Annotated in this window: 22 protein-coding genes; 4 read left to right on the top strand and 18 right to left on the bottom strand. The window is 37.4% G+C overall.

Annotation, left to right across the window (positions count from 1 at the left end; all coding sequences use genetic code 11):
• Positions 1–4 precede the first annotated feature (4 nt).
• The 5 genes from menA to LB076_RS10555 all read right to left on the bottom strand — a co-directional run bounded on the left by menA (position 5) and on the right by LB076_RS10555 (position 4,997).
• Entirely contained in the window at positions 5–967 is a 963-nt protein-coding gene (gene menA / locus LB076_RS10535) for a 1,4-dihydroxy-2-naphthoate octaprenyltransferase (RefSeq protein WP_066334310.1), read from the bottom strand.
• Between the two features lie 39 nt (positions 968–1,006).
• A complete protein-coding gene (locus LB076_RS10540) occupies positions 1,007–2,512 on the bottom strand; it encodes a PH domain-containing protein (RefSeq protein WP_066334312.1) in 1,506 nt (501 codons plus the stop codon).
• Entirely contained in the window at positions 2,512–3,024 is a 513-nt protein-coding gene (locus tag LB076_RS10545) for a PH domain-containing protein (RefSeq protein ID WP_066334315.1), read from the bottom strand. Before LB076_RS10545 ends, LB076_RS10540 begins: the two co-directional genes overlap by 1 nt.
• 18 nt (positions 3,025–3,042) lie before the next feature.
• Positions 3,043–3,873: a 1,4-dihydroxy-2-naphthoyl-CoA synthase gene (locus tag LB076_RS10550; RefSeq protein ID WP_066334318.1), complete on the bottom strand. Its 831-nt coding sequence runs from the start codon at positions 3,871–3,873 to the stop codon at positions 3,043–3,045.
• A 269-nt stretch (positions 3,874–4,142) separates the two neighbouring features.
• Positions 4,143–4,997: a CvfB family protein gene (locus LB076_RS10555; RefSeq protein ID WP_066334320.1), complete on the bottom strand. Its 855-nt coding sequence runs from the start codon at positions 4,995–4,997 to the stop codon at positions 4,143–4,145.
• Positions 4,998–5,153: 156 nt separating this feature from the next.
• On the opposite strand from LB076_RS10555, the gene LB076_RS10560 reads away from it, so the two are divergent.
• Positions 5,154–6,347 carry a multidrug effflux MFS transporter gene (locus LB076_RS10560; protein ID WP_066334330.1) on the top strand — a complete coding sequence of 398 codons (1,194 nt, stop codon included), beginning with the start codon at positions 5,154–5,156 and terminating at the stop codon, positions 6,345–6,347.
• On the opposite strand, the gene LB076_RS10565 is transcribed toward LB076_RS10560, so the two are convergent.
• The 4 genes from LB076_RS10565 to LB076_RS10580 all read right to left on the bottom strand — a co-directional run bounded on the left by LB076_RS10565 (position 6,344) and on the right by LB076_RS10580 (position 11,529).
• Positions 6,344–7,636 carry an NAD(P)/FAD-dependent oxidoreductase gene (locus LB076_RS10565; RefSeq protein WP_066334331.1) on the bottom strand — a complete coding sequence of 431 codons (1,293 nt, stop codon included), beginning with the start codon at positions 7,634–7,636 and terminating at the stop codon, positions 6,344–6,346. The two genes, LB076_RS10560 and LB076_RS10565, sit on opposite strands and share 4 nt — an antisense overlap.
• Positions 7,637–7,867: 231 nt before the next feature.
• Positions 7,868–9,205 carry a DEAD/DEAH box helicase gene (locus tag LB076_RS10570; protein WP_066334333.1) on the bottom strand — a complete coding sequence of 446 codons (1,338 nt, stop codon included), beginning with the start codon at positions 9,203–9,205 and terminating at the stop codon, positions 7,868–7,870.
• Between the two features lie 130 nt (positions 9,206–9,335).
• Positions 9,336–10,895 carry a DEAD/DEAH box helicase gene (locus tag LB076_RS10575; protein ID WP_066334336.1) on the bottom strand — a complete coding sequence of 520 codons (1,560 nt, stop codon included), beginning with the start codon at positions 10,893–10,895 and terminating at the stop codon, positions 9,336–9,338.
• A 112-nt stretch (positions 10,896–11,007) separates the two neighbouring features.
• On the bottom strand, positions 11,008–11,529 hold the full coding sequence (locus LB076_RS10580; RefSeq protein ID WP_066334338.1) for a DUF6155 family protein: 522 nt from the start codon (positions 11,527–11,529) through the stop codon (positions 11,008–11,010).
• Between the two features lie 106 nt (positions 11,530–11,635).
• On the opposite strand from LB076_RS10580, the gene LB076_RS10585 reads away from it, so the two are divergent.
• The 3 genes from LB076_RS10585 (at position 11,636) to LB076_RS10595 (ending at position 13,668) form a co-directional block, all read left to right on the top strand.
• Complete coding sequence (locus LB076_RS10585) at positions 11,636–11,920, top strand: DUF3817 domain-containing protein (RefSeq protein ID WP_066334345.1); 285 nt, start codon at positions 11,636–11,638, stop codon at positions 11,918–11,920.
• On the top strand, positions 11,913–13,169 hold the full coding sequence (locus LB076_RS10590; protein WP_066334348.1) for a mechanosensitive ion channel family protein: 1,257 nt from the start codon (positions 11,913–11,915) through the stop codon (positions 13,167–13,169). Before LB076_RS10585 ends, LB076_RS10590 begins: the two co-directional genes overlap by 8 nt.
• Before the next feature lie 112 nt (positions 13,170–13,281).
• Positions 13,282–13,668 carry a glyoxalase gene (locus LB076_RS10595; RefSeq protein ID WP_066334350.1) on the top strand — a complete coding sequence of 129 codons (387 nt, stop codon included), beginning with the start codon at positions 13,282–13,284 and terminating at the stop codon, positions 13,666–13,668.
• A 64-nt stretch (positions 13,669–13,732) separates the two neighbouring features.
• Here LB076_RS10595 and LB076_RS10600 read toward each other — a convergent pair whose 3' ends face one another.
• The 9 genes from LB076_RS10600 to pip form a co-directional block, all read right to left on the bottom strand.
• Positions 13,733–14,446, bottom strand: coding sequence for a DUF4240 domain-containing protein (locus LB076_RS10600; RefSeq protein ID WP_176699279.1), 714 nt, complete (start codon positions 14,444–14,446; stop codon positions 13,733–13,735).
• Positions 14,447–14,502: 56 nt separating this feature from the next.
• The gene (locus LB076_RS10605; protein ID WP_066334353.1) at positions 14,503–16,158 is read right to left on the bottom strand and encodes a M1 family metallopeptidase; all 1,656 of its coding nucleotides are present in this window, start codon (positions 16,156–16,158) and stop codon (positions 14,503–14,505) included.
• Positions 16,159–16,211: 53 nt separating this feature from the next.
• A complete protein-coding gene (locus LB076_RS10610) occupies positions 16,212–17,642 on the bottom strand; it encodes a leucyl aminopeptidase family protein (RefSeq protein WP_066334354.1) in 1,431 nt (476 codons plus the stop codon).
• A 216-nt stretch (positions 17,643–17,858) separates the two neighbouring features.
• Positions 17,859–18,458 (bottom strand): bifunctional phosphoribosyl-AMP cyclohydrolase/phosphoribosyl-ATP diphosphatase HisIE, encoded by a 600-nt coding sequence (gene hisIE, locus LB076_RS10615; protein WP_066334355.1) that lies wholly within the window; start codon positions 18,456–18,458, stop codon positions 17,859–17,861.
• 82 nt (positions 18,459–18,540) lie between these two features.
• Positions 18,541–19,296, bottom strand: coding sequence for an imidazole glycerol phosphate synthase subunit HisF (gene hisF / locus LB076_RS10620; protein ID WP_066334358.1), 756 nt, complete (start codon positions 19,294–19,296; stop codon positions 18,541–18,543).
• Between the two features lie 87 nt (positions 19,297–19,383).
• Positions 19,384–20,112, bottom strand: a complete 729-nt coding sequence (gene hisA / locus LB076_RS10625) for a 1-(5-phosphoribosyl)-5-[(5-phosphoribosylamino)methylideneamino]imidazole-4-carboxamide isomerase (protein WP_066334360.1) — start codon at positions 20,110–20,112, stop codon at positions 19,384–19,386.
• A 100-nt stretch (positions 20,113–20,212) separates the two neighbouring features.
• Positions 20,213–20,794 (bottom strand): imidazole glycerol phosphate synthase subunit HisH, encoded by a 582-nt coding sequence (hisH, locus tag LB076_RS10630; protein WP_066334362.1) that lies wholly within the window; start codon positions 20,792–20,794, stop codon positions 20,213–20,215.
• A 99-nt stretch (positions 20,795–20,893) separates the two neighbouring features.
• Positions 20,894–22,030: a bifunctional histidinol-phosphatase/imidazoleglycerol-phosphate dehydratase HisB gene (hisB, locus tag LB076_RS10635; protein ID WP_066334364.1), complete on the bottom strand. Its 1,137-nt coding sequence runs from the start codon at positions 22,028–22,030 to the stop codon at positions 20,894–20,896.
• Between the two features lie 219 nt (positions 22,031–22,249).
• A complete protein-coding gene (gene pip / locus LB076_RS10640; RefSeq protein ID WP_066334368.1) occupies positions 22,250–23,173 on the bottom strand; it encodes a prolyl aminopeptidase in 924 nt (307 codons plus the stop codon).
• Between the last annotated feature and the right edge of the window lies 1 nt (position 23,174).

Here is a 23,174-nt window from a genome sequence, read left to right on the forward strand (position 1 = left end):
GGATTTATCTGCCTCCTAAGAAGGTGTTTACTATAATGTCTGAAATAAAATACACCATGCTCAAGGCAAGTAGTATGGAGAGTGCAAAGGTGCTTAGGGCTAGTTTTTTTAATTCTGGGTCTAATGCTTTTGGATCTTGGTTTTTATAGACGGTTATCAGGTGCTTGGTTAGTGGCAAGTAGGCTAGTAAAAACAGATACTGATCTAACTGAAAATGGCTTAATAGGGCAAAAAGCAATACCAATACCATGGCAGTGCTTATTAAGAAATAGTGGTATATTTTGGCTTTTTGACCGCCCATTTGTACCACTAAGGTATTTTTTGCTGCAGCTCTATCCGAGGCTTCGTCTCGCATGTTGTTTAGGTTTAGAACTCCTACACTCAATAAACCTATGGCGGTTGCGGGCATAAAAAGTGCTGGATCTAGTTGTTGGGCATACAAAAAATGTACTCCAAGGGTGCTCACTAGTCCAAAAAACACAAATACAAATAGGTCTCCAAATCCTTTGTAGCCATAAGCAGACGTACCAACTGTGTACCGAATTGCAGAGCCTATAGCCAACACGGTCAAAAACAGGTAAAATAGAGAGTAATAGAACTGGCTGTTTCCGAAGGCATAATAGATCAGCAATACTGCCGAGAGTAAGGTTAGTGCCGCGGTGAGTACAATGGCGCGTTTCATGGCTGCTGGCGTTATAACACCACTCTGTATGGCGCGCGCTGGTCCTACTCTACTGGCGTTATCTGTGCCTTTAATTCCGTCTCCGTAATCATTTGCAAAATTGGATAGTATTTGTAATCCAAGGGTGGTGAGTAGTGCAAAACCAAAGATGTTCCAGTTAAAAACTTCTGTGGGGGTTAATATAGTATCTGTGGGGTGCGCTAGGGCATAAATGCTCCCTACGATAATGCCAGAAACAGATAAGGGTAAGGTTCTTAATCGTGCTGCTTCAATCCAATGTTTCATTTTAAGGTATTTATTGATTAGTATTCTGCTTTTTTTGTTTTACATCCAATTGCTATTTGTTGTTTCAACGGTATACAACCAAAGGTTAACTTGTGCTTGTATGGTGCTGAAATTGCCTAATTGAAAAGACAATGTACCTCCTGCGGTATGTATCGTTATGGATCCAATATTTGCTTTTTTGTGCCAAAAAAACTGGGTGGTGGTTATGGCTTGTATTTTTTTGGGCTCTAGGATGGTGGTAGCCACATCCCAAGCGCCGCTTTGTTTGATTATAAAAGCATCTGTTATATAAAGTCTGTTGTTTTTAAATCCAAAAAACAACAGAATACTGCCTAGTACAGCAAAACCTACTGCAGCAAACCAGTATCTCGAAAATGTGGGATCGATGTAGGTTATCCATACTAAATAACCCATAAGAGGTACCAACAAGTAGACAAAAACAGAAAAAACTAATTTTCGGTAATTGGGTCTTAAAACCAATCCTTTGGTAGGCAAGGTATTGTATATTAGTTCTAGAACTGTTTGTTTTTCGGTTTCGTTACAGCCCGGAATTTCGATATGGTCCTTTTTTTGTTGATTTTGCGTACTGCTGGCTTGTTTAATTTTAAGCTCCAGAATATGCATTTTTTTCTGAAAATAATTTCTGGTGATGGTGACCAACTGTACTTTTTCTGGTTGGATAAGGGTACTTTTGGTGTTCCATAATCCATAGGAGAGCAACAAAGAATCTTTCTGTTTGGTTATGGTATACCGGTAATATTGAAAAACTACTCGTAGGGTATTGATTAGTAAAACTAAAACAAAAAGCAGTACCAATCCGGTAATAAGCATAGAACTTTGTGTAAACCAAGTGTTAATCTGTTGGTTTTGTGCCTCCAAATCGGATTCCGAAATCACGTTGCGGAGCGTGTCATAGACGGATACCAAAAAAGCCAAAATTAAACCAAAGGTTCGTACATAATTAGAGGTGATCCCAACTTTTAATAAACTCCAGAAACTAATTTTTAGAAACCATTTTGAGGCTATGGCTTCTTCTGGATTGGGATCCAAAGCATCTTCAGGGGAGGCAATAGTTAGCTCTTTTTTGTTTTTTAATAATTTTGCTCTTAGTGCGGTTGCTACTTCATGAGAGATGGCTTTTATCTGGACTTCTTTTTGGGCGCTTCCGGCGGTATCTACATTAATTTCATATACCTGAACCAAACGTTGCAAAAAGGATTGGTTGATGGTTACTTGCTGTATTTTATCTAATTGAATGCTTGTTTTGGTTTTGTTAAAAACACCCTCCTGGACTACAAATGCGTTATTGGGGGTGTCTAAAAAAAAACTAAAGTGCAGGTACCTCAAATATGCCGTTAGTGCTATAACCATCAAAACCAAAAAAAAGCCTAACCAGAGGTAGGTTTTATTTAAGGTATTGGTTTTAAAAAGATAGAGTACTATTACTGGCCCCAAAGCTCTTAGCCAACGTTGTAGACTATTTAGGAACAAGATCAAAATACCCAATGCGGACTGCCGCTGTGGTTGGCTAAATGGTGGTTCCATTAGAGTTTGTTTTGAATTTTGCCCATCAGTAATTGTTTAATACCCGCAGCTTGTTCTTTGGCAATACCCGGAATTGCAATATCACTAGAGCTTCCGCCAGCGGTATAGAGCGCAACGGTAGCCAAGCCAAAAAAACGAGCTATAAAACCTTCTTGCAACGCCACATGCTGGACTCGGTTGTACGGAATTACAATGGTATTGGTAGCCAAAATACCGTTTTTAAAAATCACGTCATGGGTTCTAAATGCAAATGCTTTTTTTTGAGCGCTTAGGTTTGAAATTCCCAGTACCAATACGCACAACAAGCCATAAAGTAGAGCAATAGTTGTGCTATAAATCTGTAATTCTGGTTGGTAATATAGCAAACACCCCAATCCGAGACCCAAAACCAAAAACGTTATAATAATAGAAATGGTAACTACTTTCCAATATTGTGGGTCCAATTTAGATAACACAACGGTTTCTAATTTAGGTAATTCTGTTTTGTCTATTACTTCATTGGTAAAATGCATCTTTTTTTTATTTAATTTTTAAGGCAACCATTTTTTTTCAAAATTAGGCTTGCGTTTTTCTAAAAAGGCATTCCTTCCTTCTTTGGCTTCTTCGGTCATGTAAGCCAAACGAGTTGCTTCGCCAGCAAAAACTTGTTGTCCTACCATACCATCATCGGTAAGGTTCATGGCAAATTTTAGCATTTTTATAGCCATCGGAGATTTGCCCAAAATTTCTTGCGCCCATGCATAAGCAGTGTCTTCTAATTCAGCATGCGGAATAACTGCATTTACCATACCCATATCCATGGCTTCTTGAGCAGAATAGTTCCTTCCTAAAAAGAAAATTTCTCTGGCTTTTTTTTGACCTACCATTTTAGCCAAATACGCGGAGCCATAACCGCCATCAAAGCTAGTTACGTCTGCATCCGTTTGCTTAAAGATCGCGTGTTCTTTGCTGGCCAAGGTCATATCACAAACTACATGCAAACTATGCCCACCACCAACTGCCCAACCCGGAACTACGGCAATAACAACTTTGGGCATAAACCGAATAAGACGTTGTACCTCTAATATATTCAAACGGTGCTGGCCATCATCGCCCACATATCCTTGGTGGCCTCGTGCATTTTGATCCCCACCGCTACAAAAAGAATAGATCCCGTCTTTTGAGGAAGGCCCCTCCGCAGATAGCAAAACAACCCCAATAGAAGTATCCTCTTGGGCATCATAAAAAGCTTGGTACAATTCGGCGGTAGTTTTGGGTCTAAATGCATTACGTACCTCGGGTCTGTTAAAAGCAATACGCGCAACTCCATTGCATTTTTTGTAGGTTATATCTTCAAATTCTCGAGCAGTTATCCAATCCATGATAGGTATTTTAAATTTATAGCGTAAAAATAAATCATTTTTTAGACTTTATACCATTTCGGCATACCCAAACCAAAAGTATTGTAGTTATTATGGGATTTAGTTGGTATGTAGTTCCGTAATTTTAAATATATCTTAAGGTATTTTTAGCATATAAATCTTTGGGCAAAACAAGTCCCAAAAAACGTTATTAAGAACATTACAAACCAAAAGAAGACTAACCCCAGCAGGATTAGTCTTCTTTTTTTATAGGTACTACAACGCTATAACTACTCCTTAATTAAGTAAATACCGTCTTCTTTGATTTCAATAATTTTTTCTCGGTACAAGGCACCAACAGCCTTTTTAAAGGTTTTTTTGCTCATTTTTAAAACCGTTTTAATATCCTCGGGATGCGAATTATCAGTAAGACGCAAAAAACCACGGCTGGCACGTAATTCTGCCAAAATCTTCTCTGCATTAGGCTCAATACTTTGATAGCCTTGTATTTGTAACGAAACATCAATCTTGTTATCCGGACGAATATTTTTAATATACCCACGCATACGGTCTCCGGTGCGTATGGCATCATCATAAACCTCATCTTTGTATAACAATCCTTTATGGCACTCATTGACAATCACATTAATCCCTAAGTCAGTAATGTGAGATACGATCAACGCAACTTCTTCCCCTTGCTCCACGGTAAGGGCATCATTTTTTAAAAACTGATTCGTCTTGCTTGATGCCACCAAACGATTGGTTTTTTCATCCATGTATAGATAAACCAAGTAACGCTTTCCTTTTTCCATAGGGCGGGCTTGTTCCTTAAAGGGAACCAAAATATCTTTTTCCATACCCCAATCCATAAAAGCACCTATTTGATTGGTATAATTAACACGCAAAAGCGCAAATTCATTCAATAAAATATAAGGCTCTAAAGTAGTTGCAACTGGACGTTCCTCATGATCTAGATACACAAAAACAACCAACTCCTCTCCTATTTCAAAGGCATTAGGAACGTATTTATTAGGCAACAAAATATCCTGAATTCCTTCTGGATCTTCATCTGGATTTCCTAAAAACAACCCAACTTTGGTGTCTCTTAAAATGGTGAGCGTATTGTATTTTCCTATTTCAATCATATTCTTTCAATTTCTAAGGCACAAAGGTACGAACTTTGAAAATAAGAATCCCACACTACCTTATAATTACTAGCTATTTTGTTTTACAATTATTGCAAGCATTTTATTATATAGCGCTACAATTATCTACCTTGCCTAAAATTTAAAGCCTATTTGATGAGTAGAATGTCGTATTTAAAATTGATATTAATTTTAGGATCCCTTACTGCACTTGGTCCCTTTTCAATAGATATGTATTTGCCCGGTTTTTCGAGCATTGCCAAAGATTTAAACACCACCGTTGCCAAGGTCGCCATGACCTTATCTAGCTATTTTATAGGGATTTCGGCTGGACAATTACTTTATGGCCCATTATTGGATCGTTTTGGAAGAAAAAAACCGTTGTTTTTAGGTCTTGTGGTCTATATATTGGCTTCTTTAGGCTGTGTTTTTGTGACAGATATTGATACTTTTATAGGATTGCGCTTTATACAAGCTGTGGGCAGTTGTGCTGCAACAGTTGCCTCTGTTGCAATGGTAAGAGATTTATTTGCCGTAAGAGAAATACCCAAAGTACTCTCATTATTGATGTTGGTAGTTGGGTTGTCTCCAATGCTTGCTCCAGCGGTTGGAGGATATGTAACTGCTTATTACAGCTGGCATACGGTGTTTTTTATTTTAATGTGTATTGGCATATTGGTTTTAATTGCTGCTCAGTTTGGTTTGCCCAGCACCTATGCTCCAGATGATTCTATTTCGTTAAAACCAAAGCCTATAATTGCTAATTTTTTGACGGTTCTCAAAGAGCCTCAATTTTATACCTATGCTTTAACGGGTGCTATTTCTTTTTCGGGACTTTTTACGTATGTAGCGGCTTCTCCGGTGTTGTTTATGACTATTTTTAGGGTAGATCCCAAAACCTATGGTTGGATATTTGCATTCATGTCTCTGAGTTTTATACTCGCTAGTCAGCTTAATTCTGTATTGCTTAAACGCTTTAGCAGCGAAAAATTAATTTATGGCGCTTTGCTTACTCAATCCATAATTGTTATTGTGTTTTTGATTGCCGCCATGAATGATCTTTTAGAACTTTACGAAACCATACTTTTGTTATTTTTGTTTTTGGCTTGTTTAGGAATTTCTAATCCCAATACCGCTGGATTAACGCTGGCTCCCTTTGTCAAAAATGCCGGAAGTGCATCGGCACTCATGGGAGCTATACAATTGGGCTTAGGCGCACTTGCTTCTTTTGCTGTGGGTGTTTTTTTAAAAGATACTGTATTGCCTATGGTGGTACTTCTTTTTGTATCCACTCTAACGGCTTTTTTGGTATTGAATATTGCAAAACCAAAAATAAAAACAAAATATTAAGCCTCTGGATTATTGGGCGTACGGGTGTTTTTATTCTTTTTTTCGGGCCTTATAATCATCCGTAAGGATTGGTCTTTGGCAAAATAAGCAATAGTCCAATTATAAAAAGTTTGAAAGCGATTTCGATAAGTAATCAACGAAATAAGGTGTACAAACAACCATATAGCCCAGGCAATAAAACCTTTAAAATGCATTTTGGGTTTAGGCAAATCTACTACCGCTTTATTTTTGCCAATTATGGCCATTGCACCTTTGTCCTTGTATTTAAAAGGTAGTAGAGGTTTGTTGTTTTGCAAGAGTTTAAAATTTTTGGCCAAATTAAGACCTTGCTGAATGGCTACTTGTGCTACTTGTGGATGTCCTTGCGGAAAAGCGGTATCATTGCGTTGCAAACAGGTATCTCCAATGGCATAAATACAATCTGTTGCGTTTACTTTATTGTAGGGATCGGTTAGCATTCTTTTGCCTTGGGCATAACTCTCAGCCGGAATTCCTTCAAAGGTTATTGCCGAAACTCCTGCCGCCCATATTAGATTTTTGGTCTGAATGGTTTGTCCATTGGATAAAAATACGGTATCCTGTTCGTAGTTTACTACTCTGTTGTTTAGTTTAACCACTACTCCCAAACTAGTCAAGGCCTCTAAGGTATCTTTTTGAGAATCTTTGCTCATGGGGGCTAATAATACTGGTCCTCCATCTACCAAATAAATATTACTGGCTGCTGTGGCTAACTCTGGATATTCTTTGAGAATGATACTTTTTTTCATCTCGGCAAACATTCCGGATACTTCTACTCCTGTAGGGCCGCCTCCAGCAACTACAATGGTCAATAGTTTGCGTCTCTCTCTGGTATCTTTGCAAATTGCCGCTTTTTCTAAGTTTTTTAGAATGGTATTTCGCATTGCAATAGCATCATTGAGCGTTTTCATCGGAATGGCATTTTTTTTGACATTCTCCATACCAAAATAACTTGTTTCTGCTCCGGTTGCAAAAACCAAGTAATCGTAATGCAACGTACCGTTATCAAGAATAATTTTTTTTTGCTCCGGAATTACTTTTTTTAATTCTCCTAATCTAAATTGTAAGTTTTTTTTTCCGGCAAAAAATTTCCTAAACGGATAGCTAATACTCGAGGGCTCCAAATAAGCTGTGGCCACTTGGTAAATTAATGGTGGAAAAAAATTGTAATTATTCTTGTCTACTAAAGTAACTTGAATGCCTTTTTGATTCAATAATTCTTTTGCGAGGTTCAAACCGGCAAACCCACCCCCTATGATAACAATATCCATATAGTTCTGATTTAATTTTTGAAATGCGAACTATAAATGTACCGCAATTATATGGGCTGCTGAAATAGAAATTATTAAAAAAGGGTTAAAAGTTTTCTTATAAAAATAGTTGTAAAAAATTGGTTGCAGTTATTCAGAAATTCAGCCAGCAACCATATACAAACAAAAAACCATTGCTTTGCTGTTAGTACTTACAATGCAATGGTTTTATTTTGTAAAAACAGTGTTTTATTACTGTTTTTTTTGTCTTTTTACCGGTTTTTCTGTGGGTTCGTTTTTGTTTTGTAACAGGTAGTTGGCCAATAGCTTTTCGATCAATTCGTCTTTGGTTAGGTGATGAAATACCGTTTTTATTTTGGTTTTCAATTCGGCATCTACATCGTGGTTGGGCTTGGTTTTGAATATTTGTTTAGCCCACAATAAGGTATTGTTATCTTCTATGCTGGATGTGCTTGGTTTTTTGAATTGGGTAAATTTAATCCCTAATTCTTTCTCAAAATCAGCTATTTCTTTTTCTTCTTCGGGTTGTAAAACAGTCAAAGATAGTCCCTTTGCTCCTGCTCTGGCTGTTCTACCAGAACGGTGTACATAAGCTTCATAGGCATCGGGTAAATGGTAGTTTACTACATACGAGATTTCTTTTACATCAATACCTCTAGCTGCAAGATCTGTAGCGACTAATATATTGATGTGTCCTTCGCGAAATTGCTCCATGATACGGTCCCGGATTCCTTGTGATAAACTCCCGTGTAGGGCTCCAGAAGAAAAACGGTTGATGGCCAAGTTTTTGGCTAGTTTGTTTACAGCTGCTTTGGTCTTGCAAAAGAGGATTCCGCGTTCGCCTTCTCTGGAGTTCAAGAAATGCATTAAAACATCTAATTTTTCGATAGGATCCACTACAATATATTGGTGATCGATGCCTTGATTTCCTACTGTTTCCATGTTGGCGCTTACTTGCACTACATTTTTGTTCAGGTAGTTTTGTACTAGTTGCTTGATGGTTCCGGGCAAGGTTGCCGAGAATAAAAAAGTACGGTGTTCTTTGGGTAGTTCGGCTACGATTTGGTCTAGGCTTTCTTTTAAGATAGAAACCATTTCATCGGCTTCGTCTAGAATTAGAAAGTTCGTTTGTTTTAGGTGGATTGCTTTGCGTTGTATCAAATCAATCAAACGTCCTGGTGTTGCCACTACGATATGTGTAGGGTCTGCTAGGCGCTCTATTTGTGGTTTGATGGGAATTCCGCCACAGCTTGCTGCAATGGAAACTTGGGGTACATACTTGGCAAAATCGTTTAGGTTTTTAAATATCTGCTGTCCGAGTTCTCTGGTTGGAACCAAAATTATGGCTTGGACATGCGTTGCATCGGTGTCTATTAGTTGCAAAAGTGGCAATCCAAAAGCAGCGGTCTTTCCGGTTCCTGTTTTGGCAAGTCCTACTAAATCGGTGTTGTTGGCTATTAATAGCGGAATTGCTTTTTGTTGGATTTCTGTGGGCGTAACAATTTTCAAATCGGTGAGCGCTTTTAAAATTGGGGCCGAGATTCCTAAGTCTGAGAATTGTTGGGACATGGTTTTGGAGGTGTTATTTTATAAAAAATAGTGTAGTATGTGGATTTTTTAGCCCTGATGGAAACGATATCCTCTTGTGGCGGGGTTCGCCACAAGAGATAAAGTGTACAGCAGGAAAGGGCTCCTTGTTTTACTCTTCGTCATCGGGTTCGTTCATGATTTTTTCACGATATTTTTTGCCGATTAGTAGGGTCATTTTTAATTTGTAATCGTCTATTAGCCATTCGCGGTAGTTTTTGCTGCACTGGCTCAGGCATTTGGAGTACCGTTTGATGCGGCAATCAATATCGTCGTCTAGTTCTTTGGATAACGATTTTGCTTCTTGCAGGGTTTCGGTATTGTCTACGCACATGGCGGCGTGTTGTTCTAGTGATTTTTCTAGAACTACTTTGGAGCGTAGGTTTTGGGCAATGGCTAGTTTGTGTTCTTCATCTACGTCAAAGGCTACTTCGGCTGTTTTGCTGAATTTGGCTCGTAGTTCTGGTGGCATGCTGTATTTAAAATACAGTTCGATCTCGGTGTCGTCTCTTAGGTTTTCTAAATAAAACTCTGGAGATTTAAAGATGTGTTGCCAGTTTACGGGTTCGCTCCATAGTCCAAATCTAGCGGCATTGTTCCCTAGATCAATTACGGTAAATAGATCTTTGTTGGGTAGTTTTCTGGACCCACGACCAATCATTTGGTAGTAGAGTGTCAGGGATTTGGTGGCTCGGTTTAGTATAATGGTTTCTACGGTGGGCTCATCAAATCCTGTGGTAAGTATTCCTACGGAGGTTAGAATGGCGTCTTGGGTATGTTTGAACCAGTGCAGGATTTCTTTTCTTTCTTCGGTGCTACTGGTGTTGTCTAAATGCCGAATGGGGTATCCTGCTTCTCTAAAGGTTTCGTAAACGTATAGAGAGGTGTTGATTCCGTTGTTAAAAATTAGGGTTTTTTTGCCTAAGGATTTCTCGGTGTAGGCATGCAATAGTTTTTCTTGCATGGCCATGTTGGTGTACAAATCATCGGATGATTTTACGGTATAATCTCCATTGATCCCTACCTTTAATGAGGTTAAACCTACGTCATAGCTATAGGTGACGGCTTTGGCCAAAAAACCATTGTCGATCAAAGAACTAATGGTATCTCCTACTATTAATTCGTCATAACTCTGATGCATGGGTAGTTTTATATTGGAGCTCAAAGGGGTTGCGGTAACTCCTAATATAAAGGCGTTCTTGAAGGAACTCAATAGTTTTCTAAAAGAGTTGTAATGGGCCTCATCAATGATCACTAAACCAATGTTGTCTAGGTGCAGTTTTTCGTCATTGATACGGTTTTTGAGGGTTTCTACCATGGCTACAAAACAAGAATATTCGTTTTGATCTGGGAGTTCTTTGACCTTGCTGTTGATGATTTTATTTTTTACATCAAACCCTTTTAGCATTTTGGAGGTTTGTTTGCATAACTCAATCCTATGGGTTAAGACTACTACTTTTTTATCGTTTTGGGATAAGTAGCGGCGTACAATTTCAGAAAAAATCACAGTTTTACCCCCACCTGTAGGAAGCTGGTATAATAAATGATGTTGTTTGGGGGCATTGTCTATACGTTCAAAAATGGCGTCAATATCCTGTTGTTGGTACGTATAAAGTTGTTTTTTGGCTTCTTTTTTGTCTTCTTTTTCTATTTCTATAGTATTTTCAAACATTTTTTTTGTTGGGTTTTTGCAAAAATACACCTAAAAAACAGTTTTTCTATAAAAATTTTGACAAAATATAATAGGATGTTTAAATAAATTTGATTTATGGCTTTTTTGTAGGTTAAATCCTTTCCATAATGGCTTCTAACTGGAATTGGTTTTGCCATTTTTGGGCAACAACCTCTTGAAAAATGGTATTAATCCTTGATTCAAAGTCTTTTAGAACACCATTTGCAACGGCATAATGCACGGCTTGCTCAAAGGAGTTGCCCATACTTTTGTAAAAAAGGGGCTGTTTGATGGGATTCTCTGAGGCAAAGGTTTGGGCTATCTCTAGGTTATAAAGCATAATATCCATCACTATATAGGGGTCTACGCCTAATAAAAGGAAGTGCTTGATGGTGTTTTGAGCTACTGAACGCCGCATTTTGGGCTTTTTTTTTCTGGAACTGGTTTGCAATGGGTAGTATTCTTGGCTGATTTTGAGCTTGGCTTGTTGCAATAAACTGGCTTCTTTGGGATCAAAAACAAAGTCATAGTATACCTTAACGGGACCAAATTTTTCATACAAGGCTATTATTTGGTCTTTTAGTTGGTCTTGGTTTAGTTGGTCTAAATATTTTTTTAAATCGCGTTTGCTCATAATTTTGTTTTTATGCGTGTACAAAAGTAAATTACTTTGCTCAAGAATACGGTTATAATCAAGGATAATACTTAATTTTGTGTTTTTTGAACCTTAAAAAATTACCATGCTCCGAATTTTTAAAATTACCGCTATTCTGGAAGGAATTTCCTATCTAGCCTTGTTCTGTAACATGCTTTTTATTAAACCATCGTATTTTGAATTGTACCACAGTTTATTGTATCCCATTGGTATGAGTCATGGGGTGTTGTTTATAGGGTATGTACTGTTGGCCTTTTTGTTGAAAAATAAAATGCGATGGTCATTATCTACTTTTGGGATTATTTTATTGGCCTCTTTGGTTCCTCTAGGGACTTTTTATGTAGACTATAAATATTTAAGAAATGTTTAAATTTATCGAAAAAGTATTTGGTTTTTTGTATCCTATATTTAGGAAATGGGGAATGGGATACAATTTTTCGTCTTATTTGAGTTTAATCCTAAACATTGCCTTGTTGTGCTTGCTGGCATACAGTATTTATGTGGTTTTTAGACTTGTTTTGGTCACTATCATTGTATTTGTTGCACAGCGTACCCACACCCAGTTTGATGATTTTTTGGTGAGTAATAAAACCGCCAAATATATTGCGCATTTAATTCCGCTGCTTTTTATTTATAAATCCGTGCCCGTTATTCTGGATAAATTTGAATATTGGGAAGGTGTTTTTGGCAAACTAGTTGGTATTTATATTGTATTTCTGGTTTTGTGGATTATCCGAACGGTATTTAATGCCCTACGGGATTATTTGAAACAAAAGCCACGATATAGTGACAAACCTATTGATAGCTTTATTCAGGTAATCATGATCGTGCTCTGGATAGTGGGTGTAATCGTTATTATATCCAAGCTATTTGATTTTGAGTTTAAAGAATTATTAACCACCTTAGGAGCCGTATCTGCTTTAATTATTTTGATATTTAGAGATATTATTCTGGGTTTTGTGGCCAGCGTACAGGTTTCTATCAATGATATGATCCGTATTGGAGACTGGATCACTATGGACAAATTTGGTGCCGATGGAGACGTTATCGAAATCAATTTGACCACCGTAAAGGTGCGTAACTTTGACAACACTACCACTACAATTCCAACCTATAGTTTGAGTTCGGATTCTTTTCAAAACTGGAGAGGCATGCTCAAATCAGACGGCAGACGAATCAAGAGACATGTTTTAATTAAAAGCAGTACTATTCGTTTTTTGACCGATACGGAACTAAATAATCTCAAAAAAATTAACCTTATAAGTGCCTATATTAGTACCCGAAAAACGGAAATTGACAAATACAATACAGACCACAAAATAGACAAATCCTTGGCCATAAATGGACGCAACATGACCAATTTAGGATTGTTTAGAAAATACATTACACAATATTTGCGCAATCATCCGGCATTAAATCAAGAAATGCTCCTAATGTGCAGGCAATTACAATCTACTTCCCATGGGGTGCCTATTGAGATTTATGTTTTTTCTAGCGATAAAAGATGGGAAAACTATGAGTATGTAATGTCGGATATTTTTGACCATATCTTTGCTTGTGTAGCTTATTTTGATTTAGAAATTTTTGAGCTCCCCTCTAAAGGCAACTTGGTAGACTAAAACAGTACTAAATAAAGGTATTAAATTTGCAAACCGAATATTTTTTTTTAGAATTTAATACCCCGAAAAAGAGGTTAGCAAGTATAATTTCTTTAATTTTAAAGAAAAAAAGATGACCAATCGAGCTGCTTTTATAAAAGAATTTAGAACTGAAACCATTGGGTCCGTTAGCGATCAATCGTCCAAAGAAGAACAATTTCAAAATCAAGTTCTTCGGCCTATCTTAAAACTACAGAACGAATTATTTATAGCTTCATTTGCTAATTATATTGCCAAAAACAAAGCCGATTTTGCTAATTATACTTTAGATAAAAAAAATAATTTTATAGAAAACAGCATTCAAAAAGACACCAAATACCGCAACACGCTAAAAGGAATGGTTGTGGGATGGTTCACTCTAGAAGAGTACCAAATATACGCCAACAACTCCTCTAACATTAACAAACGCATGATGCGCATGTTACAGGAGCGTCTAAAAAGTCAAATAGAGCTGTTGTAATAAACTACTTACCTAAAATAAAAAACGGTTTGCATTAATTTTGAACTAATGCAAACCGTTTTTGTTATTTATCGTGTTGCAGCCACAAATTTGCATACAAAACAGGACAAATTTGCTGCATGGTTTGTGGGTTTTCAATATTCCAAGAAAATTTTAAAATAGGATAATTTTCGTCATTTGTGGTAAAAGTCTCGTAATCAATAAAATTAAATAATTCTTTTTGGGTAGTGTTTTTAAAAGCATTTACAGCAACATACCAAAACCCTTCAAATTCGTATTCTTTTTTTTCTTTATCGAGCACTGCAAGCAAAGAGTCTGGGTTGGCTTTGGCATCATAAAAAACTTTTTTTCCTCTGGATAGCAACCAACATCTAAAATATTCAAAACCTCCATCCGAACATCCATGATTTATAATATAAGCCGCACACCACAACTCTGAATTATAGGTATCATAAAGCAATTGATCGGTTCTTAATCTAAATCCGATAATTTCTTCAGGAGTTAGTTTTTCAAGTTGGGATACCAAAAACAATTCTTGATCTTCTTGGTTGGATGTTTCTTTTAAGGAAGCAGCAATTATATTCCAATAGTGCGCTTCTTCTAACATTTTATTGGTTTTAGACACCGTCAAGGAATCTGGCTCAAAACAAGGGTCTGTAGCAATTGCATTACTGCTATAGAGGGCATTATTCGTTGCTGGGACTGCTTTTTTTTGTGCTAAAGTAGTGGTGTTTATTGCCAGAATACACCCCACTAAAATGGGAATTATTTTTTTCATAAGTCAACTAATCTATACCCTAATTTGGTCGTATTACGAAACAAAAGTAGCGCAAATTATTCGGTAATTTCGTGCCCTTTTATATAAAAATTAGAATCTATTTGTAATTTAAAGTTCTGGGTTGAATGGGCTACTTTGTTCCAGTTAGTAGTCGGATACAACCATTTTTCTTGATCCTGGAGCGTTATTTTTACAGGCATATTAAAATTGGTCACACAATTGGACCAGCGGTAATTTAATTGGTTTTGTTTCCAAAAGTATTCTAGAACTGGAATTTTAATTCCTCTTAAATATTGGTCAAAAACTGGAGTCAAATCTATGGCAGCAGCGGTACTGATATAATCCTCAATTTGTTTGCTGGTTACGGTTTGGTGGTAAAAGCTACGGTTTAATCCTCTTAAAATAGTACGCCACTTTTGGTCATTATTGACTAGTTGTCTAATGGTATGCAGCATATTAGCTCCTTTAAAATACATATCTCCAGATCCTTCGTGATTGACGTTCAGTTGTCCAATAATGGGTTTGTCATTGGCTATGTTTTTTCTGAGACCACGCACGTATTGATAACCGGCTTCTTTGCCATAGTGGTACTCTACAAAAAGGCTCTCTGAATAATTGGTAAAACTCTCATGGATCCACATATCGGCAATATCTTTGTAAGTAATGCTGTTAGCAAACCACTCGTGTCCAGACTCATGAATAATAATAAAATCAAAGGTAAGCCCCCAACCGCTGCCGCTCAAATCCCGACCGAGATAGCCGTTCTTGTAGCCATTTCCATAAGTTACAGCGCTTTGGTGTTCCATGCCTAGATAGGGCGCCTCTACCAATTTATAACTATCTTCGTAAAAAGGATACGGCCCAAACCAATATTCAAAGGCTTTTAGCATTCTAGAGACATCTTTGAATTGTTTTATGGCTTTGGTCAAATTATCTCTCAAAACATAGTAGTTGCAATCCAAAATCCCTTTTTCGCCTTGGTATTTTTCTGAAAACAAAACATAATCCCCTATGTTTATAGCAACGCCATAATTATTAATCGGATTGGTTACAACCCAAGTATAGGTCTTGGTTGCGTCTTTTAGTTTTTGAACGCTTTGCAAGCGACCGTTAGAAACATTCATTACATCCTCAGGAACATTTACACGTATAGTCATGTTTTCAACTTCATCATACATATGGTCTTTGTTAGGCCACCAAACACTAGCCCCCAGACCTTGACAAGAAGACGCAATAAACGGCTTTCCGTTGGCATCTTTTTTCCAAGTAATTCCGCCATCCCAAGGTGGGTTTACGGCTACTTTTGGTTTTCCGGTATAAAAAACAACTAATTCTCTAATGCTACCAACTTGCTGTAGCGAAGCTAGGTTTACCCAAAAAACATTTCCTTCTCTGGTATACTCCAAAGACACACCATCTTGCGTGATTTTGGTAATTTCCATTGGATACTGCAAATCTATTTGCATTTTGTGGTGTGCCGTTAGTACTTGGTACACTATCGTATTGGAACCAGTGATGGTACTATCTGCAGGATGTACTTTTATATCTAGATGGTACTTTTTTACATCCCACCAAGCACGTTCTTTGGTAATGCTCCCTCTAAGGGTATCTTGCCTGGTAAATGCTACTTGGGATGTTTTTAGTAACCCCTGTGCCAATACAACATTAGCAGTCAAAAAGGCAATCAAAAAGAAGTATCGGTTGTTTTTCATGGATTACAATCTTAAACTATTTTGTTTTTAATGGGTTTGACGCTTTAAAAACACTATAGATTTTCTGCAAATTTAGTCAGCAAATGGACTCCATATGCCGTGGCGTGCTTGCTTTTGGCAAATTCATCATTTCCGTATGCAACTCCTGCAATATCCAAATGAGCCCAAGCAGGGTGTTTTTGAGTAAAATATTCTAAAAACTTTGCTGCTGTAATAGCTCCTGCCATTGGTTTGCCACTATAGTTGCGTACATCTGCAATTTCGCTGGTTATATCTGTATCATAGGCCTCCCACAATGGCAACGGCCACATGCGCTCCCCAATGCTGTCTCCTGCTTGTTGCAGGCTTGCCGAAACTAAAGAATTGTTTGTAAACAAGGCGGCACATTCGTGCCCAAATGTACCTATGCTGCTTCCGGTTAGTGTGGCAATGTCTACCACATAATCCGGATGGAAGTTTTTAATCAAATACGATAATCCATCAGCCAACAGCAATCGGCCTTCAGCATCTGTATCTATAATTTCGATAGAATTACCGCTGTAGCTCTTGATAACATCACTAGGCAAAAAAGACGTGCTACTCACTGCGTTTTCTGCACAAGGCACAACAGCTGTAACGCGTATTGGTACTTGCAAATCTGCAATTAGTTGCATGGCACCAAAAACAGCAGCAGCACCAGCCATATCACTCTTCATGTCTAGCATTCCAGCAGTTTTAATATTCAAGCCACCAGTGTCAAAGGTTACCCCTTTGCCTACAAGTCCTAGGTGTTGGAGGTTTGGAGCTGCTGTTTTGGGAGCATAGGTCATAATGACAAACTGAGGTTCATTTTGACTGCCTTTGCCTACCGCCAGAAAAGCTCCCAATTGTTCTATTTCACAGGCTTCTTTGCCCAAAACTGTAGTACTAAAACCATATTTATTGCCAGTTGCTGTTGCCCATTCTGCTAAATATTTTGGAGTAATCTTATTAGGTGGCAAGTCTACTAGTCGTAGCGTTTCTAATTGTGCACGAGCAATTTTTAGGGCTTTCTCTATACTTGCAGTATATTGGTTTGAAGAGACTATTTCTAATACAAAATCCGATTTCAAAAAAGGATGTGTTTTTTCCTTTTTATAATGACCCAAGCTATAGGTTGCCAAAAACAAACCTAAAATTAGTGCTTCTACTTGGTGATCTACCAATTCTTTAGGCAAAACTAAGGCAATTGTTTTTGCAAAAAAATCTTTCTCTTTGGAGGCAATTCTACGAAAACTATTTTTTAGTGATTTGTATTCCGTTTCTTTACCTAATCCTATAAAAACATACGTGGTACCGTTTTTCTCGGCAAGATAATAGGTGTCTTTTTTACCAAAAAACACTTTAGAAGAGATCTCTAGTCCCTCAAATTGAATCGGAATTAAATTCTGGGCAGTGGTTTCAAATACCGGAACCAAAACGGTTCCTGAAAAATCTTTTAAACTAGCGGTGTGTTTTGTTTTCATGTTTAGTATGTTAAGATATGGGTATATTCCGTTTTTTGTAGGTGTATACCAAAGGTAGACCTAGTGTAATCAAGATAGTAAATATAGCTTATTGCTATTAAACCCAAAACAAAAACCCTGTAATAAATCCAGTAGAACCAAAAACGCCCCAAAAAGCAGCTAACTCTTTGGGGCATCTGGTGTGTGACTGGCATTTAAAAACCAAATAACAGCTTTTTATTTCTGACGGCTTTTTAAAACCGTAACAACATCTTCCAATGTAAATCCTTTGGCTTGAAGCAAAATCAAATAATGAAATAACAAATCTGCACTCTCACTCAAGAACAAATCATCGTTATCATCTTTGGCCTCAATAACTACCTCTACGGCTTCTTCGCCTACTTTTTGAGCAATTTTATTTATTCCTAATTGGAACAAAGAAGCTACATAACTCTTCTCAGAATCTGCATTTTCTCTTCTGGTTTGGATGGTTTGTTCCAAATCAGAGATAAAGCCATAATCCGCTTTGTTTTGGGTTTGCCAGCAGGTGTCCGCACCAGTATGGCATGTTGGTCCAACTGGTTGGGCTTGGATCAATAAGGTATCGCCATCACAATCGTTTTTTATATCCACCAAGTTCAAAAAATTACCACTCTCCTCGCCTTTGGTCCAAAGTCGTTGTTTGGAACGGCTAAAAAAGGTTACTTTTTGTGTGTCTATTGTCTTTTGATACGCCTCTGCATTCATGTACCCTAACATTAAAACTGCTTTTGTTTGGCTGTCTTGTATTATCGCCGGAAGTAATCCGTGTGCACTTTTTGAAAAATCGATATTCATTTTCTGTTTTTTTTTAAGGATTAAAAGATTTCAATAGGGAAAGATTTTCCAATCTAACCTCTTGGCTCTTTTTTTGGGTGTTTTATAATCGCACTGCGATAGTATGGTTTCTTAATTCTTGTTTCAAGGTCTTGATTTCAATTTCTTTAAAATGAAATACACTTGCTGCCAATGCCGCGTCTGCCTTTCCTTCTATAAAAGTATCTACAAAATGCTGCATATTGCCTGCTCCACCCGAAGCGATTATCGGAATATTAATTAAAGTTGCTAATTTGGCCAAAGCGGCATTAGCAAAACCGTTTTTGGTGCCGTCATTGTCCATAGAGGTAAACAAGATTTCTCCTGCTCCTCTTTTGGCTACTTCTACAGCCCAATCAAATAAATTTCGTTCGGTAGGTACTTTTCCGCCAACTAAATGCACCATCCACTGCCCGTCTATTTGTTTGGCATCAATGGCTACTACCACACATTGGCTTCCAAATTTATTGGCCAAATCCGTAATTAACTGTGGGTTTTTGACGGCAGAAGAGTTAATAGAAACTTTATCCGCTCCATTTTGCAATAAGATCTCCACATCTTCTACCGAAGAGATACCACCCCCAACTGTAAACGGAATATTGATCGTAGCGGCTACTTTACGCACCAAATCCACTAAGGTTTTGCGGCGTTCTTCGGTGGCAGATATATCCAAAAAAACCAACTCGTCGGCTCCTTCCTCCGAATATTTTTTGGCTAATTCTACCGGATCACCCGCATCTCGCAAATCTACAAAATTTACGCCTTTTACGGTACGCCCATTTTTTATATCCAAACAGGGGATTATTCTTTTTGTTAACATGTATAGTAAATATTAATTAATACGATCGTTATATAAGCCTTCTGATTTTTTTTAGCAAATAGATTTTGTTGCTTGTAAAAGTTCTGATCAGTTACTACTTAAAATATAACGCTCCAATTGTTTCATCGAAATCCTTGCTTCATAAATCGCTTTTCCAATAATGGTTCCCTCACAACCTAACTCGGCCAATTTAGGCAATTCATCAAAGGTCGAAATACCACCAGAGGCAATTAATTTAATACCTGGAGCTTCTGCCAAAATTTTTGCATACAGATCAAAACTGGGGCCTTCTAGCATACCGTCTTTTGCAATATCGGTACAAATCACGTACTGAATTCCATTGGCTTGATAATCCTGAATAAATGGAACCAAATCTTCCTTAGATTCTTCTAACCATCCTGAAACGGCAACTTTTTCGTTGTTTGCATCCGCACCCAAAATAATTTTATCTGCACCATACTGCGCAATCCATTTTTCAAAAATAGCTCTGTTTTTTACGGCAATACTCCCACCAGTAATTTGGTTGGCACCACTTTCAAAAGCAATTTTTAGATCCGCATCCGATTTTAAGCCGCCACCAAAATCTATTTTCAAGCTGGTTTGAGAAGCAAGTTGTTCTAGTATTTTATAATTAACAATTTTACTTGATTTGGCACCATCTAAGTCCACTAAATGCAAGTATTCCATTCCGTGTGCTTCAAATTCTTTGGCAACTTCAAGCGGGTTTTCGTTGTATATAATTTTGGTGTTGTAATCTCCTTTGGATAAGCGCACACACTTTCCGTCAATGATGTCTATAGCTGGTATTATTCTCATGGTAAACCCCTTACCCCCGAGGGGAAAATTCCTATTAGGGGCAATAGGCTTTTTTAGTTATTTTTAAATTTTCGACTCCTGTGAGTCCTTACTTTGGTGGTTAGAGAGCTAAAAAATTGCTCAGAATTTTTTCTCCCACATCACCACTCTTTTCGGGATGAAATTGAGTTCCGTAAAAATTGTTTTTTTGTAATGCCGAAGCATATTCAACATCATAATTTGTTGTTGCAATAGCTGCAGCACAAGCAGGCGCATAAAAACTATGTACCAAATACATGTACTCCTGCTCTGCAATGCCCTTAAATAAATCCGATTGCAAATTATAAATCGTATTCCAACCCATTTGAGGCACTTTTACTTTATCCGAAAATTTAAGCACATCCACCTCAAATATTCCCAATCCTTTTGTATTTCCCTCTTCGGTTTTAGTACACATCAATTGCATCCCCAAACAAATCCCCAATACAGGCTGGGTCAAGGTAGGGATCAACGTATCCAAACCACTAGCCAAAAGCATTTTCATGGCAGAACTCGCCTCACCCACACCCGGAAAAATCACTTTATCTGCCGCTTTTATCTCGGCTGGATCCTTACTCAAAACCGCCTTATATCCCAATCTTTCCAAAGCAAACATAATACTCTGAATATTTCCTGCTCCGTAGTCTATTATTACTAGTTTCATTGTTTTAGTCTTAATGTTGTAAAGTCAAAAGTCATAAAGCAGGCCATCAATAGCCTCTTTGAGGATATTGGACTTTATAACTCTCGTCTTTATAACTTATTACAGCATTCCTTTAGTTGAAGGCAAAATCATCTTTTCGGTATCGCGTTTTACAGCCACCTTTATCGCTTTGGCAAAAGCCTTAAAAATAGCCTCAATCTTATGGTGTTCATTATCCCCTTCGGCTTTGATGTTGATGTTTGCTTTAGCACCATCCGAAAACGATTTAAAAAAATGCAAAAACATCTCCGTAGGCATTTTTCCTACCATTTCGCGTTTAAATTCGGTTTCCCAAACCAACCAATTTCTACCCCCAAAATCAATAGCCACCTGCGCCAAACAATCGTCCATTGGCAGGCAAAACCCATATCTTTCAATCCCAAGTTTGTTTCCTAACGCTTTTGCAAAAACTTCTCCAAGGGCAATGGCAGTATCTTCAATGGTGTGGTGTTCATCCACTTCTAAATCTCCTCTAACCAAAATCTCCAAATCCATTTGCCCATGACGCGCAATTTGATCTAACATATGATCAAAAAATGCAATCCCGGTTTCAATTTTACTTTTTCCGGTTCCATCCAAGTTCAAGTTAATATAAATATCGGTTTCGTTCGTTTTTCGAGCAATTGTAGCCGATCTAGCCTCGAGTTTCAAAAACTCATAAATAACTTTCCAATCGGTAGATTGCAATGCAATAACCGCATCCAACTCCTCTCTTTTGGAGGCTATTTCAGTACTTCCAGCACCTTCAGACGCATTCATAAACACCGCTTTGGCTCCCAAATTTTTGGCCAACTCTACATCCGTCAAACGGTCACCTAAAACCAAAGAGTTTGCCAAATCATACGCCGGATTGTCTATATATTGAGTCAACATACCTGTTCTAGGCTTGCGAGTAGGCGCATTATCTTCCGGAAAAGAACGGTCCACAAAAACCGCATCAAACAACACCCCTTCGTTTTCAAACGCTTTTAGAATAAAATTTTGCGTCGGCCAGAACGTATCCTCCGGAAAACTAGCCGTACCCAACCCATCCTGATTAGTTACCATCACCAATTCGTAGTCTAATTCTGAGGCAATTTTAGCCAAATACTGAAACGCCTTAGGATAAAATTCTAATTTTTCAAGACTATCCAACTGATAACCATCTGGTTCCAAAACAATCGTTCCATCCCGATCTATAAAAAGTACTTTTTTCATTTATATACATGCTTTTAGCGGCTAGCTTTTGGCCATCAGCTCGTTGTTTTTATTATTTTTAATTACTTATTGCCCATTTAAATAGCATTATTAGGGCGTGTCCCTGCGGGTCGGGCTATACGTTCCCGCTTTTTTTATCTAGACCAAAAAGTCCAGATAAAAAAGAGCTCCACTACTATCCCTCACGCAACAATTGTATAATTTTGAACTGTAAATATATCAATACATTTTATTTATTAACTCAATCAACTTTGTTTCAATTTCAGGTTCTGAATCGGAGTGTCCTCCTTCGACAACATACAACTCACAATTTTTTAATCTTGACTTTAACTCAATTGCAACACTCACAGGGCAAATAGTATCGTCTTTTCCATGAACAATTTTCATTGGAATTGCATCAATCACGTGCAGATTATCCAAAATGTAATTGTCCTTTATAAAACAACCTTTAGATAAATAGTGTGTTTCCATAATTGATAGCGACTCGTAGGGAAATTGATTTAAAATCAAATCAACTTCCTCACTTGTAATTCCCTTTTTAAAAATGGATATTTCATAAAAAGCCCATTCATAAGCAAAATGTTTTTTTTCTTCAGTATTACCATTTTGCATTTTATCTAAATAGTAATCTATAATTGACGAGTTACTTTCTTTAGGTACGTTTTGACTAAATCTTTTCCAAACCTCTGGAAATTCTTTAGCTACACCACCTTCAAGAAAATGTTCTGTAGATTCTTTATCCACAATATATACACCTCGCAACAATAACTCTTTAACCTTGTCTGGAAATTGAATTGCATATATGAGTGCTAATGCGGTACCCCATGATCCTCCAAACATTGTTACTTTGTCAAGATTTAAAAAGTCAAGCAATTTGTTTATGTCTTCAACTAAATGTTGTGTTGTATTTTCTACAATACTCCCAAAAGGCAAACTTCTTGAAGCTCCTCTTTGATCATAAAACACAACTTGTTGTTTCTCAAAATTAAAAAACCTTTTGTCTCTATCTGCGAAACCGGCACCTGGACCACCATGTAAAAACAAAATAGTCTCTCCATTAGGATTGCCACAAACTTCATAATATAACTTATGAATAGCACTTACTTCTAAAAAACCAGATTTTGTAATTTCTTTGAAATCCATG

This window comes from Flavobacterium crassostreae (assembly GCF_001831475.1).
Taxonomy (GTDB): domain Bacteria; phylum Bacteroidota; class Bacteroidia; order Flavobacteriales; family Flavobacteriaceae; genus Flavobacterium; species Flavobacterium crassostreae.

Bases quoted from the DNA above. Each gene is read 5' to 3' on its own strand.
- menA (WP_066334310.1), bottom strand. From the start codon at position 967: ATGAAACATTGGATTGAAGCAGCACGATTAAGAACCTTACCCTTATCT.
- LB076_RS10540 (WP_066334312.1), bottom strand. From the start codon at position 2,512: ATGGAACCACCATTTAGCCAACCACAGCGGCAGTCCGCATTGGGTATT.
- LB076_RS10545 (WP_066334315.1), bottom strand. From the start codon at position 3,024: ATGCATTTTACCAATGAAGTAATAGACAAAACAGAATTACCTAAATTA.
- LB076_RS10550 (WP_066334318.1), bottom strand. From the start codon at position 3,873: ATGGATTGGATAACTGCTCGAGAATTTGAAGATATAACCTACAAAAAA.
- LB076_RS10555 (WP_066334320.1), bottom strand. From the start codon at position 4,997: ATGATTGAAATAGGAAAATACAATACGCTCACCATTTTAAGAGACACC.
- LB076_RS10560 (WP_066334330.1), top strand. From the start codon at position 5,154: ATGAGTAGAATGTCGTATTTAAAATTGATATTAATTTTAGGATCCCTT.
- LB076_RS10565 (WP_066334331.1), bottom strand. From the start codon at position 7,636: ATGGATATTGTTATCATAGGGGGTGGGTTTGCCGGTTTGAACCTCGCA.
- LB076_RS10570 (WP_066334333.1), bottom strand. From the start codon at position 9,205: ATGTCCCAACAATTCTCAGACTTAGGAATCTCGGCCCCAATTTTAAAA.
- LB076_RS10575 (WP_066334336.1), bottom strand. From the start codon at position 10,895: ATGTTTGAAAATACTATAGAAATAGAAAAAGAAGACAAAAAAGAAGCC.
- LB076_RS10580 (WP_066334338.1), bottom strand. From the start codon at position 11,529: ATGAGCAAACGCGATTTAAAAAAATATTTAGACCAACTAAACCAAGAC.
- LB076_RS10585 (WP_066334345.1), top strand. From the start codon at position 11,636: ATGCTCCGAATTTTTAAAATTACCGCTATTCTGGAAGGAATTTCCTAT.
- LB076_RS10590 (WP_066334348.1), top strand. From the start codon at position 11,913: ATGTTTAAATTTATCGAAAAAGTATTTGGTTTTTTGTATCCTATATTT.
- LB076_RS10595 (WP_066334350.1), top strand. From the start codon at position 13,282: ATGACCAATCGAGCTGCTTTTATAAAAGAATTTAGAACTGAAACCATT.
- LB076_RS10600 (WP_176699279.1), bottom strand. From the start codon at position 14,446: ATGAAAAAAATAATTCCCATTTTAGTGGGGTGTATTCTGGCAATAAAC.
- LB076_RS10605 (WP_066334353.1), bottom strand. From the start codon at position 16,158: ATGAAAAACAACCGATACTTCTTTTTGATTGCCTTTTTGACTGCTAAT.
- LB076_RS10610 (WP_066334354.1), bottom strand. From the start codon at position 17,642: ATGAAAACAAAACACACCGCTAGTTTAAAAGATTTTTCAGGAACCGTT.
- hisIE (WP_066334355.1), bottom strand. From the start codon at position 18,458: ATGAATATCGATTTTTCAAAAAGTGCACACGGATTACTTCCGGCGATA.
- hisF (WP_066334358.1), bottom strand. From the start codon at position 19,296: ATGTTAACAAAAAGAATAATCCCCTGTTTGGATATAAAAAATGGGCGT.
- hisA (WP_066334360.1), bottom strand. From the start codon at position 20,112: ATGAGAATAATACCAGCTATAGACATCATTGACGGAAAGTGTGTGCGC.
- hisH (WP_066334362.1), bottom strand. From the start codon at position 20,794: ATGAAACTAGTAATAATAGACTACGGAGCAGGAAATATTCAGAGTATT.
- hisB (WP_066334364.1), bottom strand. From the start codon at position 22,030: ATGAAAAAAGTACTTTTTATAGATCGGGATGGAACGATTGTTTTGGAA.
- pip (WP_066334368.1), bottom strand. From the start codon at position 23,173: ATGGATTTCAAAGAAATTACAAAATCTGGTTTTTTAGAAGTAAGTGCT.